Annotated in this window: 14 protein-coding genes; 7 read left to right on the top strand and 7 right to left on the bottom strand. The window is 72.0% G+C overall.

What is annotated here, in order from left to right; all coding sequences use genetic code 11:
- Positions 1 to 272: 272 nt before the first annotated feature.
- Positions 273 to 3,122, bottom strand: a complete 2,850-nt coding sequence (locus tag QSK05_RS18035; RefSeq protein ID WP_285598402.1) for a glycoside hydrolase family 2 TIM barrel-domain containing protein — start codon at positions 3,120 to 3,122, stop codon at positions 273 to 275.
- Between the two features lie 82 nt (positions 3,123 to 3,204).
- Here QSK05_RS18035 and QSK05_RS18030 point away from each other — a divergent pair, with 82 nt between their 5' ends.
- Entirely contained in the window at positions 3,205 to 3,672 is a 468-nt protein-coding gene (locus tag QSK05_RS18030; protein WP_285598401.1) for a SufE family protein, read from the top strand.
- On the top strand, positions 3,669 to 4,454 hold the full coding sequence (locus tag QSK05_RS18025) for a pyrimidine reductase family protein (RefSeq protein ID WP_285598400.1): 786 nt from the start codon (positions 3,669 to 3,671) through the stop codon (positions 4,452 to 4,454). Before QSK05_RS18030 ends, QSK05_RS18025 begins: the two co-directional genes overlap by 4 nt.
- Positions 4,455 to 4,479: 25 nt before the next feature.
- On the opposite strand, the gene QSK05_RS18020 is transcribed toward QSK05_RS18025, so the two are convergent.
- Positions 4,480 to 5,772, bottom strand: coding sequence for an alpha/beta hydrolase family protein (locus tag QSK05_RS18020; RefSeq protein ID WP_285598399.1), 1,293 nt, complete (start codon positions 5,770 to 5,772; stop codon positions 4,480 to 4,482).
- 200 nt (positions 5,773 to 5,972) lie between these two features.
- On the opposite strand from QSK05_RS18020, the gene QSK05_RS18015 reads away from it, so the two are divergent.
- Positions 5,973 to 6,458, top strand: coding sequence for a hypothetical protein (locus QSK05_RS18015; protein ID WP_285598398.1), 486 nt, complete (start codon positions 5,973 to 5,975; stop codon positions 6,456 to 6,458).
- Between the two features lie 83 nt (positions 6,459 to 6,541).
- Here QSK05_RS18015 and QSK05_RS18010 read toward each other — a convergent pair whose 3' ends face one another.
- Together QSK05_RS18010 and QSK05_RS18005 are read right to left on the bottom strand one after the other, a co-directional pair.
- Positions 6,542 to 7,333: a hypothetical protein gene (locus QSK05_RS18010; protein WP_285598397.1), complete on the bottom strand. Its 792-nt coding sequence runs from the start codon at positions 7,331 to 7,333 to the stop codon at positions 6,542 to 6,544.
- 100 nt (positions 7,334 to 7,433) lie between these two features.
- Positions 7,434 to 8,024: a CGNR zinc finger domain-containing protein gene (locus QSK05_RS18005; protein ID WP_285598396.1), complete on the bottom strand. Its 591-nt coding sequence runs from the start codon at positions 8,022 to 8,024 to the stop codon at positions 7,434 to 7,436.
- A gap of 44 nt (positions 8,025 to 8,068) precedes the next feature.
- Between QSK05_RS18005 and QSK05_RS18000 the strand changes: the two genes are divergently transcribed.
- The 4 genes from QSK05_RS18000 to QSK05_RS17985 are packed head-to-tail and all read left to right on the top strand — an operon-like array spanning position 8,069 to position 10,055.
- Positions 8,069 to 8,752 carry an AzlC family ABC transporter permease gene (locus QSK05_RS18000; RefSeq protein ID WP_285598395.1) on the top strand — a complete coding sequence of 228 codons (684 nt, stop codon included), beginning with the start codon at positions 8,069 to 8,071 and terminating at the stop codon, positions 8,750 to 8,752.
- Positions 8,749 to 9,054: an AzlD domain-containing protein gene (locus QSK05_RS17995; protein ID WP_285598394.1), complete on the top strand. Its 306-nt coding sequence runs from the start codon at positions 8,749 to 8,751 to the stop codon at positions 9,052 to 9,054. Before QSK05_RS18000 ends, QSK05_RS17995 begins: the two co-directional genes overlap by 4 nt.
- Positions 9,055 to 9,094: 40 nt before the next feature.
- Complete coding sequence (gene msrB, locus QSK05_RS17990) at positions 9,095 to 9,523, top strand: peptide-methionine (R)-S-oxide reductase MsrB (RefSeq protein WP_285598393.1); 429 nt, start codon at positions 9,095 to 9,097, stop codon at positions 9,521 to 9,523.
- A gap of 49 nt (positions 9,524 to 9,572) precedes the next feature.
- Positions 9,573 to 10,055 carry a GNAT family N-acetyltransferase gene (locus QSK05_RS17985; protein WP_285598392.1) on the top strand — a complete coding sequence of 161 codons (483 nt, stop codon included), beginning with the start codon at positions 9,573 to 9,575 and terminating at the stop codon, positions 10,053 to 10,055.
- On the opposite strand, the gene hemQ is transcribed toward QSK05_RS17985, so the two are convergent.
- The 3 genes from hemQ to hemE all read right to left on the bottom strand — a co-directional run bounded on the left by hemQ (position 10,039) and on the right by hemE (position 13,488).
- Positions 10,039 to 10,758 carry a hydrogen peroxide-dependent heme synthase gene (hemQ, locus tag QSK05_RS17980; protein ID WP_285598391.1) on the bottom strand — a complete coding sequence of 240 codons (720 nt, stop codon included), beginning with the start codon at positions 10,756 to 10,758 and terminating at the stop codon, positions 10,039 to 10,041. The genes QSK05_RS17985 and hemQ overlap by 17 nt on opposite strands.
- Before the next feature lie 17 nt (positions 10,759 to 10,775).
- Positions 10,776 to 12,263: a protoporphyrinogen oxidase gene (hemG, locus tag QSK05_RS17975; RefSeq protein WP_285598390.1), complete on the bottom strand. Its 1,488-nt coding sequence runs from the start codon at positions 12,261 to 12,263 to the stop codon at positions 10,776 to 10,778.
- 139 nt (positions 12,264 to 12,402) lie between these two features.
- Positions 12,403 to 13,488, bottom strand: coding sequence for a uroporphyrinogen decarboxylase (gene hemE, locus QSK05_RS17970; RefSeq protein ID WP_285598389.1), 1,086 nt, complete (start codon positions 13,486 to 13,488; stop codon positions 12,403 to 12,405).
- Positions 13,489 to 13,592: the final 104 nt, after the last annotated feature.

The following is a 13,592-nucleotide window of genomic DNA, read 5'->3' as shown; positions in this document are numbered from 1 at the left end:
GGGACGAGGAGATCGCCGGGACAGGGGGTTTTGCAGACCGGGCCTCACGGCCCACGAAGGATGTCCCGGCCAGGCCTCGTCATCACGGTGCCAGTGCCTGATCCCCGGCGGCAAACGAAATACGGACCGGTCCGAGGGACCGGTCCGTAGGTCGTGAGGAGATCGCCGGGGCAGGCAAACTCCGAAGGTTTGAGCCCGAAGGCTCACGAAGGATGCCCCGACCAGGCCTCGGGCCTACCGTGCCAGAACGACCGGCACGGCAGCAACCGGTTTCAGGCCTCTTCGAGCAGCAGCGTCACCCGGCCGGGCCGCGGGGCGAGCCGGTAGCGCGGCAGCACGCCCGGCCCGCAGGTGGCCGTGCCGACGCCGGACTGGAACACGTCGAGCGACAGGTACGTGCGCCCGTCGGCCTCCAGCTCGTGATGGTGCGCGGTCGTGGCCAGGGTGTCGCGGCTCCACGGGGAGACCGTCACGGCCACGCCCTGCGCCGAGAGCACCGTGACCTTCAGCGCACCGCCCGAGGTGCGGATCACGGCCTCGCGCACATCGGCCCGGGCGCCGCTCTCCTGCGGCTTCACGTGCGGCGTGTACAGACCCTCGGCCTCCACCGAGTGCGAGCCCCAGAAGGTGCCCGCGGCCAGGTCGGGGTACGACGGGCCGGGGCCCTGACCCTGCCAGTCCAGGCCCGTCGGCGCGCCCTCGAGCACGAAGTCCAGCCCCAGTCGCGCCCAGTCGACCGGCCAGGCGCCGCCCGGGGTGAGCGTGACATCGAGGGTCAGGGCGGTCGCGGACGCCCGGCGCCAGACCAGGTCGGCGTCGATCGAGAAGTCCCGGCCGGCTGGGGTCGTGCGGGTGGCCACGCGCAGCGCGTCCTCGTCCCACGACGACGACACCACGCGGGTGCGGGCGCGGTCCAGCCCGGCCACGTGCCAGCGCTCGGCATAGGGCGGCAGGTCGCGCTCGTCCCAGCCGGGGTAGCGGTCGTTGTCGGTCGGGGCGCGCCAGACACCCACCTGCGGGCCGTCCAGCGTCAGGCCGCCCAGCGAGCGCAGGTGCAGCGTCACCGGGTCGAACGCCTCCGGGGCGGGGGCCTGCAGATCGGCGGGCGCCTCGACCGGGTTCAGCCACAGCCGCTGGCCCCGGCCGACCGGGTGCCCGGCCTGCGCCCAGGCCGTGTCGGAGGCCAGAAGAGCCTCTACCGTGAGGATCTCGGGCAGGTCGAGGTCGGGCAGCGGCACCTCGGCGCTCTGGCCGGCGGGAACGTCGCCGACCTTCAGGTCGCCGGACCCGGTGTCGGTCGACCAGACGAACCGCAACCCGCTCAGGTCGGCGAAGGCGTACCGGTTGGTGATGCGCACGGACGCCTCGAGCACCTCGATGCGCACCGGCGAGTACCAGTGGGCCAGGGCGACCAGGCCCGGCCGCACCTCGCGGTCGGCACTGACCAGGCCGTCGATGACGAAGTTGCTGTCGTGCACGTCCTCGCCGAAGTCGCCGCCGTAGGCGTAGCCGCGGCGCCCGTCCGGGCCGGTCACGGCCAGGCCGTGCTCGATCCACTCCCAGATGAAACCACCCGCCAGGCGCGGGTAACGGTCGAACAGCTCCTCGTACTCCTGGAGGCCGCCCGGGCCGTTGCCCATCGCGTGCGCGTACTCGCACTGGATGAACGGCAGCGAGCGCCGGTGGATCTGCGCCGCGGTGGCGTCGAACGGAGCCGGGACGAGCACCTCCTCGCCGATCTGCCGCACTTCCTCGAAGGAGGCGTACATCCGCGAGTAGACGTCGACGTAGGCGCTGCTCCAGTCACCTTCGTAGTGGATGAGTCGCGAGGGGTCGAAAGCCCGCGTCCAGGCGGCCATCGCCTCGAGGTTGGTGCCGGTGCCGGCCTCGTTGCCCAGCGACCACATCACGATGCTCGCGTGGTTCTTGTCGCGGTGCACGGTGCGCTGCATGCGGTCGACGTAGGCCGAGCGCCATTCCGGGTCGGCACTGGGGTTCTGCTTCCACCCGATCTCCTCGAAACCGTGCGTCTCCAGATCACACTCGAGGATCACATAGAGGCCGAGCTCGTCGGTCAGCGCCAGGAAGTCCGGGTGCGGCGGGTAGTGCGAGGTGCGCACGGCGTTGACGTTGTGCTGCTTCATCAGCAGCAGGTCCTGCTTCATCAGCTCCGGCGACATCACCCGGCCGCGTTCGGGGTCGTGCTCGTGCCGGTTGACGCCGTGGAACTGGATCGGTGCGCCGTTGACCAGCAGCACCGAGTCCTTCACCTCGATGCGGCGGAAACCCAGCTGCAGGGTCACGGTCTCACCCGGCGACTGGAGCGTGGCGGTGTACAGGCGCGGGTTCTCGGCCGACCACGGCTCGACCTCACCGACGCCGATCACCCCGCCGGACGAGGCGTCCAGGTCGACGTCCAGCTCCGGGATCAGCAGGCGCACGTCGGCCCCGGCGGCATCGATGAACAGATCGATCGTGCCCGTACCGTCGGCCGCCTCGTAGTCGGTGACCGCGAAGGCGTCCCAGATGCCGTCGGCGGGCGTGGCCAGGAGGTCGACGTCGCGGAAGATACCCGGCAGCCACCACATGTCCTGGTCTTCCAGGTAGCTGGCGTCGGAGAACTGGGCCACCCGCACGGCCAGCACGTTGCCCGTGGCGTTCAGCCGGCCGGTCACGTCGAACTCGTGGGTCAGGCGGCTGCCCCGGGTCTCACCCAGCAGCTCACCGTTCAGCCGGACCTCGGCCGCGGACTCGATGCCGTCGAAGCGCAGCACGGCGCCGGACCGGAACTCGTCCGCGGCGTCGAAGACCAGGCGGTAGTCGCCGATCGGGTTCTCGTCCGGCGGGTGGGGCGGGTCGATGGCGAACGGGAACCGGGTGTTCGTGTAGGCGGGCTGACCGTGCCCCTCGAAGACCCAGTGGGCGGGAACCGTGATGTCGGTCCAGTCGTCGCCGGGCACCCCGCCCTCCGGCTGGGTCCAGGCGTCCGCAGGAGCCACGGCGAGCCCTCGGGACCACCGGAACCGCCAGGTTCCATTCAGGCTCTGACGTGGGGCGGACGACTGCAGTCGGGCACGAGGGGACCGGGCTCCGGTACCGGGCCCCTTCCGGGCGATGTTCATGCCGGACAGATTCCCAGACGCCTGACGGCACCCGGAAGCCCGGGGTATCCCGGAGCGTCGCCCGACATGACAGGATCGCCTCGTGGCAGACACATCGAGCACGGAAGAGGGCCTTGCCCTGCCCCCCGCCTTCACCGAGATCGTGGACGACTTCCACGCGCTCACCCAGAAGGACCGTCTCGAGCTGCTCCTGGAGTTCAGCCGGGAGCTGCCCCTCCTGCCCGCGAAGTACGCCGGTGACCACGACGCGATGGAAGCCGTCAGCGAGTGCCAGTCGCCGGTGTTCGTGAAGGTCGAGACCGGCGCCACCCTGGACGAACCGGCGCACGTCTACTTCGACGCCCCGCCCGAGGCCCCCACCACGCGCGGGTTCGCGAGCATCCTCGCCGCCGGTCTGGAAGGACTGACCGGGCAGGAGATCCTCGACGTGCCCGACGACGTCCCCCATCGTCTGGGCCTGTCCGAGGCCGTCAGCCCACTGCGCCTGCGCGGTATGGCCGGGATGCTGGCGCGCATCAAGCGCCAGGTGAAGGAGGGCACGGCCCCGTGACCGTGCTGCAGCTCCTGCTGCCGGGACGGGCCGAGGTCGGCAATCTCACCACCGATCCGGAACCCACGGTGCAGGCCCTGGCCGACCTGTACGCCTACCCCGAACCGGTGTCCTCGCGCGGCTGGGTGCGGGCCAACATGGTCAGCACGCTGGACGGCTCGGCCAGCGGCCCGGACGGGGTCTCGGGTTCGCTCGGCGGGGCGGTGGACCGGGCGACCTTCAAGGTGCTGCGCGGTCTTTCCGACGTGGTGCTGGTCGGCGCCGGCACCGTGCGCGCCGAGGGTTACGGCGCCCCGCAGACCGACGAGGCGTTCGCCGACCGCCGCCGGGCGCGGGGTCAGCGGCCCGCGCCCGCGCTGGCCGTGGTGACCCGCAGCGGCCAGGTGCCCAGCGGGAACGGCCTGTTCGAGGGTTCCTCCCCCACCTTCGTGGTGACCACCGCCCAGGCCGATCTGGCCCGGCTGCGCGATCTGGCCGGGCGCGACCAGGTGATCGTGGCCGGTGACGACGACGTGGACCTGGACGACGCGGTGCGCGTACTCGCCGGGCGCGGGTTCCGGCGCATCCTGCTGGAGGGCGGCCCGTCCCTGCTCGGGCAGGCCCTGGCCCAGGGCAAGGTCGACGAGCTCTGCCTCACCTGGGCCCCGCTGATGGTGGCCGGTGACGGCCCGCGCATCGCCGTCGGCCCGCCGGCCATGGTGCGGGCGCGTCCCGCCCACCTGATCGCGGCCGAGGACGTCCTGCTGGGGCGCTGGCTCGTGCAACACGTCCCCAACAACTGACGTCCTCACGTCAGTGGTCGGGCTTCTACAGCCGCAACAGGAACCGGGCCACGGCCGCCTCCCAGGCGGTCTGGTCGACGTTCCACTCCTTGCAGTGCCGCGCCCCGTCGATCGACAGGTAGGTGGCCAGGTCGGGACGGGCCTGGGCGAACTTCTGCGAGGGGCCAGCGGGCACGTACTCGTCGTCCTTGCTGTGGATCAGCAGGATCGGGTGACGCACCTCGGCCGCGCGCGTGACCCAGTCCAGCCGGTCCAGGTCGACGGGTGCCTCGGTGCCGGCCAGACGCCACGCCGAGCGGTGCGACAGCACGCTCTGCCCGAGCCGGCCCACGACCGACGGAAGCTTGTTCATCCGGGCCTGGTGGGCGAGCGTGTCCCGCCAGTCCATCACCGGGGCGTCCAGCACGATCCCCTTGACCCGGTCGGCCGTCCACGAGCGGGCCACGGTCTGCATGACGATCGCCCCGCCCATCGACCAGCCGACCAGCACGACCTCCTGCGCGCCGTGCTCGGCGGCGTAGACGATCGCCGCCTCCACGTCGCGCCACTCGGTGTCGCCGAGGTGGTAGCGCGCGGTCTGCAGCGGCGCGGTCAGCGGCAGCCCGGCGGTCGAGCGGTAGCCCGCGACCAGCGAGGTCACGCCCAGCCGGTGCAGCACCGGCAGGGCCCGCAGGCACTCCTCCCGGGTGGCGCCGCGGCCGTGCACGAGGATCGCCCAGGTGCTCCCGGTCGGCGGCAGGGACGCCAGGTCGGCCTTGCGCCCCTCGGTGACGGCCGCGCGGTCCACCACGGCTGTCGTGCCCACCGACGCGGGCGCCGAGGTGTTCAGCTGTGCACCCGGCACCACCCAGCTGGGCAGCAGTGAGTCGCCCTCCACGGTCACGTCGGCGAACGGCAGACCCAGCGCGGTGAACGGGTCACCGGAGTAGTAGTAGTGGTTCAGGCGGGCCCGCCCGGGCCGCAGCCTTCCCGCGTCCACCCCGATCAGGGGACGCGTGAGGGTGCCGGCCGCGGTGTCGTGGCGGGTCACCTCCCCCACGCGCACGTGGGTCTTCCCGCCGTTCTGCCAGACCCCGTACCGGCCCGCCATCATGGTCTCGTCGCCGGCCCGGAACGTCACCGCCTCGTCCGTCACCGCGACGACCTCGACATTGTCCGGCCGGTTCGCGTCGGGCGTGACCACCCGGCGGGCGAACACGGTAGCCGCCGCGGCCGCCGCGACCCCTGCCGCCACCGCGGACGAAGCGCCCGCGACCGCCGCGGCCAGGGCGATCCTGCGCACGCCGTCCGGCACCTGCTGACCTCCGAGCGGGCTCATCGAGCAACTCCAGCCGTCTCCGCAACGCTCATGCCCCCCATACTGCCGACCTCCCGGCCGCACAGCGATGTCGGGCACCCCCGCACCGTCCGGAGACGGGGACACTTTGCATGATCACGAACAAGAAAGAGATCGTTCGTGATCAGTGGTGGCGCCGCCCGGACCGGTGGTCGAGGGCCCGGCCCCATTAGGCTGGGTCCGTGACCGAGACATCGTCGATCCTGGTTCTGACCGAAGAGGCACTGAGCGAGGAGGACGCGCTCCGCCTGACCTCGGTGCACGCGGACGAGCAGCTCACCTACCACCTGCTGGTCCCCGCCGACGTCGAGCGCAATCTGCTCGCCGACGTGCTCGACCACCTGAGTCTGTTCCAGCTGCGCGAGGCCCTGGAGGCCGTGCGCCGTGACGACGAGCCCACCCGCACCGAGGCCGCCGCGGCCCTGGCCCGGTCGCTGACCGCGTTCGCCGCCGCCGGCACCCCCGCCACGGGCGAGGTCGTCGAGGGAGACCCGGTGGCCGTGCTGGAGAAGAAGGTCGGGGCCGGTGACACCGTGCGTGAGGTGATGATCGTGACCCGCCCGCACGCGGTGGAAGACACGTTCCACACCGACTGGGCCTCCCGCGCCCGCGAGGCTCTCGGCGTGCCCGTGCTCCACGTGTACGCGGGCAGCAGCTTCCTCGGCTGACCCCCACACCCCACGCCGTGAGAAGGCCCGCCTCCCCTCGGGGACGGCGGGCCTTCTCACGGGGTGGACGGGCTACGGCCGGCCTACTGCCGGCGCGGCGGGATCATCGTCCAGCCGAGCGCGAACAGCACGAACGCCGACAGCATCGAGAGACTGCTGAACGACGACGAGGCGTCGGTGACGCGCAGGTCGGCCAGACCCAGCCAGACGGCCAGGACGATCACCAGGGCGGGCAGGCCCAGCGAACCCGGGTCGGTGCGCAGGGCGGCCATCCCGGCCCAGGGGCGGGGGCGCACCGAGGTGTGGGCGTGCGAGGGGTCGGAGTCGTCCATCACCTCGACCACCTCGACCTCGGTCTCGCGCGGCAGCCCGCGCAGGATCAGCTGAATGCCCTGCGCCACCATGATCAGTGCCGCCAGCAGGGCCGGCACGCGTAGCAGCATGCCGGTGCTGTCGGCCTGCTGGGCGGAGATGCCGAGCAGTACACCGAGCACGAGAACCCCGATGCCGAAACCCATCCGGCCCGGTGAGGAGACGCTGGCGGTCCGGGTCACCGGGGCGGCCGGCGGCGGCGTGGTGGCCACGCGCGGAGCGTCGGATGCGTAACCGGGCTCGTAACCGGGCTCCACGTAGTCAGGATCCGCGTAGGCCGGAGCCGTGCGGGTGGGCGCGTCGTACCCGCGCGGCGGAGCGGTGCGGGCGGTCGAGGCCGGCTGGGCCTGGGCCGTGCCTCCCGGATCGGCCACGGCCGCCGGGGCTTCCTGCTCGTGCCACGACTCCTCGACGGGCGCCCCCTTGACCGGCTGCTGGAGTGAATCTCTGGTCGGCCGGTCGTGAGGGGGAATCGGCAGGCGGGAATTCGTGTCACTGGTCATGGGTGTCATCTCCCCGAAGCATGCGCAATGGGACGAGCGCTCTGTACTCACCGTGACGGTACGTCCGAACGGGTGACCCCGAAACTTGAGAAGGCCTACGTCAGGCATCCGTGCCGGAGCGCCGTCGCTGCGCGTAGGCCCGCACCCGCACCCGGTTGCCGCAGTCGGCCGGGTCGCACCAGCGCCGGCTGTGATTGCGCGTCGTGTCCAGGAAGAACCACCCACAACCGGGACCCTCGCAGCGGCGCACGCGGCGCACGGCGTCCGAGAACAGCAGCTCCCCCACCGAGAGAGCCAGAAAATGGTGGACGCCCATCCCCTCTGGGCGGGTCCTGCCAGCCAGGGTCAAAGGCAGGGAAAAAGCTTCTGTCTCAACCAGTTCGGCCGCGGCCAGAGCCGCCCGCCAGGCACCGAGCACGATGCCGAGAGCGGCCCCGGCCCGCCCGTCCCCGGTCGTGCCCTCGACGTGGGCGTCGAGCACCTCGCCCAGGGCGTCCCTCAGCGACCGGGTGCCCACCGGATCGTCCGGTGTCCCCGGGTGCCCGGTGGCGTGGGCGAACCAGCCCGCGAACCCGCCCGGGGCGGCGATCCGGTCCACCCGCCGGGCCGGGTCGGACCGCCAGGCCACCGTGTTGCACAGGTCCAGGGCGAGGTGACCGCCGATCAGCTGCCACTCGCGCTCCCGGTCCACAACTGGAAATGCTACATGACCTAAATGGGTTTAGACCATGTGGCATGAGGATGCGGGAAGGCTGGCGCGGCGGATTCGCCGTCGGTGTGGGCCTCGCGGCCGGGTCGTTCGCCCTGGCCGTGAGCTTCGGGGCGTTCGCCGTCCAGCACGGCTGGCCGCCCTGGCTGGCGGTACTGGCCTCGGTGGTGACGTTCTCCGGATCGGCCCAGTTCGCGCTGGCCACGGCCCTCGACGGGGGCGCCGGGGCGGTCACGGCGGTGGCGAGCGCGACGCTGATCAACCTGCGGTTCGTACCGATGGGCGCGGCCACGGCCCGGTACCTGCACGGCGGGGCGCTGCGGCGGGCACTGGAGGGACAGGCGGTGGTCGACGGCTCGTGGGTCGCCGCCCAGCGCGACGAGGGCACGACCGACCGCCCGAAACTGTTCGGCGCCACGCTCGTGCAGTGGCCGGCCTGGATCGCCGGAACGGCGTGCGGGGCGCTGCTCGTGCCCTCGACCGACGTCGCGCGCGCCTGGGGCCTGGACATGGTCTTCCCCGCCTTCTTCGCGCTGCTGCTGCTCGACACCGTGCGGTCGCGTCCGGGCTGCCTGCCCCACGCCGCCCTGGCCGGGGTCCTGGCCGGCGCCGCCTGTCTGGTGGTGCCGCCCGGCGTGGCTCTGCTGACGGCCGCGCTCGCCGCGGCCCCCGCAGTACTGAGGCCCCCGCGGCGGGAGGGACCGGCATGATCCTGACCGCCGTCATCGCCCTGGCGCTGATCAACGTGGCCTTCAAGGGCATCGGCCCGGCCGTGCTCGGCGACCGGACATTCCCAGCGCCGTTGGAGGCGATGATCACCACGCTGCCGGCCGTGCTGCTGGCTGCCCTGCTCGTGGTCGACCTGACCGGCCCGGGGTGGCAGGCGGCGGACTGGACGCTCCTGCCGGGGCTGGGCGCGGCACTGCTGCTGCGGGCACTGCGGGGCAGTGGGCACCTGCTCTGCCTGGTGGTCGCGGTGCTGGTCACCGCGGCTGCGAGAGCCTTCGTCTAGGCTCGGGAACTACCCGGCGGACAACCTTGTTGAGGCGTTCATGGCAACCGACAACACCCAGAAGATCTACCCGCTGCAGCTCACGAACGACCAGTGGCGCGAGAAGCTCACCGCGCAGGAGTACCAGGTGCTCCGCGAGGCGGGCACCGAGCGGGCCTTCACCGGCGAGTACTGGGACGACCACAGCGAGGGTGTCTACACCTGCCGTGCCTGTGGTGTGGAACTGTTCCGCAGCACCGAGAAGTTCGACAGCAACTGTGGCTGGCCGTCGTTCTTCGCCCCCGCGGCCGAGGGCAAGGTCGAGTACATCGAAGACCGGTCCCTGGGCTCCGTGCGCACCGAGGTGCGCTGCCTGAACTGTGGTTCGCACCTGGGCCACGTGTTCGAGGGTGAGGGCTTCGCCACGCCGACCGACAAGCGGTACTGCATCAACTCGATCAGCATCCGGCGGGAGCCGGCCCAGGGCTGAATCACGGCCGGATTACGCCGAAGGGGCGCCCGGGTGGCACCATCCGGGCGTGACCGAACCGCGCCCCGCCCTGCACCGTGCCCCCTGGACCGGCATCGACCCGCTCACGGCCTACGCCCTGATCAAGCTGCGGGTCGACGTGTTCGTGGTGGAACAGGAATGCCCGTACCCCGAGCTCGATGGTCGTGACGTCGAGCCGGGCACGGAGCATCTGTGGCTGGACGACGAGATCGGGCCGACGGCGTACCTACGGGTGCTCCGGGACCCGGAGGACGCCCTGCGCATCGGCCGCGTCTGCACCCGCGCCGACGCCCGGGGCCGGTCGCTGGCCGGGCGCCTGATGACCGCGGCCCTCGACCGCGCGAAGGGCCCGGTCGTGCTCGACGCTCAGGCCCACCTGGTCGGCTGGTACGCGCGGTTCGGTTTCGCCGCCGCCGGGCCGGAGTACCTCGAGGACGGCATCCCGCACGTCCCGATGCGCCGGCCCGCGGCAGTCGAATCACAGCCGAAAGCTGTTACGGCAGAGCGTTGACCAGGTCGCCGATGCTCATCCTCAGGCCGGTGAAGAACGGGATCTCCTCGCGCACGTGCTTGCGCGCGTCGGTGGCGCGCAGGTCACGCATCAGGTCGACGATGCGGTGCAGCTCGTCGGCCTCGAAGGCCAGCAGCCACTCGTAGTCGCCCAGGGCGAACGACGCCACGGTGTTCGCGCGCACGTCGGCGTAGCCGCGGGCCGCCTTGCCGTGCTCGATCAGCATGTCGCGGCGTTCCTGCTCGGGCAGGATGTACCACTCGTAGCTGCGCACGAACGGGTACACGCAGATGAACGGCTTGGGGTCCTCACCCGACATGAACGCGGGCACGTGGCCGCGGTTGAACTCGGCCGGGCGGTGCAGGCCGGCGTTCGACCAGACACCCTCCAGGTACGAGCCCAGCTCGGTGCGCAGCAGCGCCTTGTAGGCGGCCTGGAGCGCGGTGATGTCGTCCGAGTGCCACCACACCATGATGTCGGCGTCGGCGCGCATACCCGAGAGGTCGTAGACGCCGCGCACCTCGACGCCCTTGGCCTCCAGGCCGGCGAAGAAGGCCTCGACCTCCTCGATCAGGAGGTTGCGGTCCTCGGCGTCGCCCGGCAGCCGGTTCGCGGCGAAGACCGACCACATCGTGTAGCGAATGGTGCCGTTGATCTTCTCCGCGTCGGGTGCGGCGTGCGATGCAGTTTCAGTCTGGCTCATTCTTCGATTCTCTCGTGTCAGACCCGTGGCCCGCTGGCCAGGGTGCGCAGATCGATTCGCACGGTGGTGCCCAGGTCGTGCACGGCCCGGTCGGCGGCGGCGATGCAGGCCGGGATGCCCACGCCGTCGAACACCGCGCCGCACACCGCCAGACCCCGCACCCCGGCCACAGCCTCGCGGATCCGCTGCACCCGGTCCAGGTGCCCGACCGCGTACTGCGGCAACGCGCCGCCCCAGCGCACCACCTGGGTGTCGACCGGCCGCACCGCACGGCGCAGCACGTCGCTCAGCTCGGCCACGGCCAGGTCGGACAGCTCGGTGTCGTCACGCTGCAGCACCGTCTCCTCACGGGCCCGGCCCAGCGACAGCCGCACGATCAGGTTCTCGGACCGCTGCTCGTCGCTGACCCAGCGCCACTTGTTCGAGGAGAAGGTGGCGGCCTTGATCAACCGGTTCTCGATCGGCGGGATCAGCAGGCCGGTCCCGGTGACGCCGTCCAGCTGCTCACGGGGCACGGCGGCGGCGACCACGGCCACGCTGGCCGTCTCCACCGCGCCGAGATCGGCGGCCGCGGCAGGCACCTCGGCCGCCAGCAGCCGGGCGGCCGCGGCCGGTGGGACCGCCAGGATCACGCCGTCGGCATCGAGGAACTCCGGGGCGCTCGCCGGACCGGTCTCCAGGCGCCAGCCCTGCTCGGTACGGGTGAGCCCCCGCACGGTGACTCCCGTACGCACCTCACCGCCCGCGTCCTCAATTCTGCGGGCCAGCACCAGCGGTAGCTGACCGACACCCCCACGCAGCCCGGCGAAAACGGGCCCGCCGGGGCCGGCCGTCTCGGGCTGGGTGTAGGTGTCCAGCAGAGGACGACCCGCCCGGGCCCGCTGCCACAGTTGCGGAACGGTGGCGCGCAGGGACAACCGGTCGGCGTTCCCGGCGTAGACACCACCCAGCAGCGGTTCGACCAGGCGGTCGACCACGGCCCGGCCCATCCGCCAGGTCACCCACGACGCCACGTCGATGTCCTCGGTGACGCGCAGCACCTCACGCCGGCTCTCGTGCCCGACGCGGGCCACTTCCTCCTCGTCGAGGATCCCGGCCAGCCCGCGCAGGCGGGTGCGGTCGACGGGAACACCCATCACCGTGCCGGGGGGCAGGGGGTAGAGGCTGCCGCGGGAGAGCACCGAGGCCGACGCGGCGCGGGGATGCACCACCTCGTCGTCGAGGCCGAGCTCACTCAGCAGGCCGACGCCCTCGGGACGGCGCGCGAGCATCGACTCGGCGCCGACGTCCGCCGTCACACCGCCCACCTCGGCGACCGCGAGCTTGCCACCGATCGTGGGCGACGACTCCAGCACGACGATCTCGGTGCGGCTCTGCGGCTGCCCTGCCGCGTCGGCCCGGGTCGCCAGCCGATAGGCCGCGACCAGCCCCGAGATGCCTCCACCGACCACGACGAACCGCCGCACCGCGGTGGTCTGCTCCATGGCGTCCAGTCCCTTCCTCATGCCTCGATCCTTCCCGGTCACCGGGTACACCCGGCCAGGGCCGAACGGCCCTTCCGGAGGGATCACTACGCCTGACGGTACGAGGTGTCCCCGGGCGCTCCGAAGGCGGGTACTACACGAGGTAGTACGTGGAAGATCTTTACGTCCGTGCGGGCTTCCAGGCGTGCACGGTGTCGACGACGAACTTCACCGCGTCCGGGTCGGTACCGGGCATCACCCCGTGCCCCAGGTTGAAGATGTGCCCGGGCGCGGCGCGGCCGGCCTCCAGGATCGCGTGCACCCGCTCGCGGAGCACCTCGCGCGGGGCGAACAGCAGCGCCGGGTCGAGGTTTCCCTGCACGGCCCGGTCCGGCCCGATCCGCGTGACGGCCTCGTCGAGCGGCACCCGGAAGTCCACCCCGACCACGTCGGCCCCGGCCTCACCGATCGCCCCGAGCAGCTCGCCGGTCTGCACCCCGAAGTGGATGCGGGGAACGCCGGGGTCGAGCTCGCGCACAGCGCTCAGCACGCTCGCGGACGCCGGCTGCACCTGGGCGAGGTAGTCGGCCAGCGGCAGGGCACCCACCCAGGAGTCGAACAACTGCACGGCACTGACCCCCGCCGCGACCTGCACCCGCAGGAACTCGCCGGAGATCTGCGCGAGCCGGGCCAGCAGGTCGGCCCACAGCTGGGGGTCGGAGTACATCAGGGCCTTGGTCTTGGCCAGGTCGCGGCTCGGGCCGCCCTCGACCAGGTAGGAGGCCAGGGTGAAGGGCGCCCCGGCGAACCCGATCAGGGGGGTGGCACCGAGCTCGGCGGTGAGCAGACGCACCGACTCGGCGATGTCGTCGATCATGCCCGGGTGCAGTTCGGGGATGCGCTCGAGGTCGGCGCGGGTACGGAACGGCTGCTCGATCACCGGGCCGACGCCCGGCTTGATGTCGAGCCCGACCCCGACGGCCTTCAGCGGCACCACGATGTCGGAGAAGAAGATCGCCGCGTCGACCCCGTACCGCCGCACGGGCTGCAGGGTGATCTCGGTGACCAGCTCCGGCCGGCGGCAGCTCTCCAGCATCGGGATGCCCTCGCGCACCTTCAGGTACTCCGGCAGGGAGCGCCCGGCCTGCCGCATGAACCACACCGGGGTCACCGGGGGCTGCCGGCGACGCGCCGCGGACAGGAGCAGCGCATCGTTCAGACGGGGATCACGGGCGGCGACGGAGAGGGCCGGGGACTCGGTGGGCACCGGCCGATTCTCTCAGGTCTTTCCCGGTGGACGGGCACCGCAGCGCACACCCCGGGCCTCGGATCCGGCGGGTGTCGTCACACGGTGTGCGCGAAAAGGCTGGG

Source organism: Kineosporia sp. NBRC 101731 (assembly GCF_030269305.1).
Lineage (GTDB): Bacteria > Actinomycetota > Actinomycetes > Actinomycetales > Kineosporiaceae > Kineosporia.
Note: the sequence above shows the minus strand (reverse complement) of the source record. Positions and strands in the feature narration are given on the sequence as shown.

Coding starts and splice junctions, on each gene's coding strand:
- QSK05_RS18035 (WP_285598402.1), bottom strand. CDS start 3,122: ATGAACATCGCCCGGAAGGGGCCCGGTACCGGAGCCCGGTCCCCTCGT.
- QSK05_RS18020 (WP_285598399.1), bottom strand. CDS start 5,772: ATGAGCCCGCTCGGAGGTCAGCAGGTGCCGGACGGCGTGCGCAGGATC.
- QSK05_RS18010 (WP_285598397.1), bottom strand. CDS start 7,333: ATGACCAGTGACACGAATTCCCGCCTGCCGATTCCCCCTCACGACCGG.
- QSK05_RS18000 (WP_285598395.1), top strand. CDS start 8,069: ATGAGGATGCGGGAAGGCTGGCGCGGCGGATTCGCCGTCGGTGTGGGC.
- QSK05_RS17995 (WP_285598394.1), top strand. CDS start 8,749: ATGATCCTGACCGCCGTCATCGCCCTGGCGCTGATCAACGTGGCCTTC.
- msrB (WP_285598393.1), top strand. CDS start 9,095: ATGGCAACCGACAACACCCAGAAGATCTACCCGCTGCAGCTCACGAAC.
- hemQ (WP_285598391.1), bottom strand. CDS start 10,758: ATGAGCCAGACTGAAACTGCATCGCACGCCGCACCCGACGCGGAGAAG.
- hemG (WP_285598390.1), bottom strand. CDS start 12,263: ATGAGGAAGGGACTGGACGCCATGGAGCAGACCACCGCGGTGCGGCGG.